Source organism: Deinococcus rhizophilus (assembly GCF_030271215.1).
GTDB classification, from domain to species: domain Bacteria; phylum Deinococcota; class Deinococci; order Deinococcales; family Deinococcaceae; genus Deinococcus; species Deinococcus rhizophilus.
In genome coordinates this window covers 1-698 of record NZ_JASNGB010000362.1, presented here as the reverse complement: position 1 = coordinate 698, position 698 = coordinate 1, and the positions used below count along the sequence as shown (strand labels likewise).

The window sequence follows — 698 nt, the reverse complement described above, 5'->3', positions numbered from 1 at the left end:
CCTCCCGCCCGGCCCCGGACAGCGCGGCGATCAGGCCGCCGCAGCCCAGCGCCTCGTCGTCCGGGTGCGGGGCGGCCACCCAGACCGGGCCGGGCAGGGTGGCCGGGATCAGCGCCCTCATACGGTTGCCGTCCGGTGGGTTCTCCAACCGGCAGAGCGCCACGTTGAGACCGCCTCTCCCGGCCACCGTTGGTTCCTGCTCACGCCTCCTCCCAGGGGTCCCCGGCCGCGTCCGGGGCGCCCAGCAGCCACTCGCCGACCGCCAGCCTCGCCGCGTCGGGGGCAGGCTGGCGCAGGTACATCCGCAGGTCGCGCAGCAGCCGCTCGGTGGNGGCAGAGCGCCACGTTGAGACCGCCTCTCCCGGCCACCGTTGGTTCCTGCTCACGCCTCCTCCCAGGGGTCCCCGGCCGCGTCCGGGGCGCCCAGCAGCCACTCGCCGACCGCCAGCCTCGCCGCGTCGGGGGCAGGCTGGCGCAGGTACATCCGCAGGTCGCGCAGCAGCCGCTCGGTGGGCCAGGGGGCCAGCAGGCCACGGGCCCCCACCGCCCGCTCGGCGGCCTCGCACGCCAGCAGGCAGGCGTCCTCGGTCGCGGTGCGGGCCAGGGCGACGTAGGCCAGGACCGGCTCTGGCGCGGCGTCCGGCGGCCGGGTGTCCAGTCGGCGCTGGGCTTCACGGGTAAGCTGCCACGCCCCCTCC

The 698-nt window shown here is 77.5% G+C and carries 1 pseudogene; it reads right to left on the bottom strand.

The annotated features are described in order from the left end of the window. Positions 1-382: 382 nt before the first annotated feature. Positions 383-698 (bottom strand): annotated as a pseudogene (locus QOL99_RS17345) (acyl-CoA dehydrogenase family protein); the annotation flags it as partial.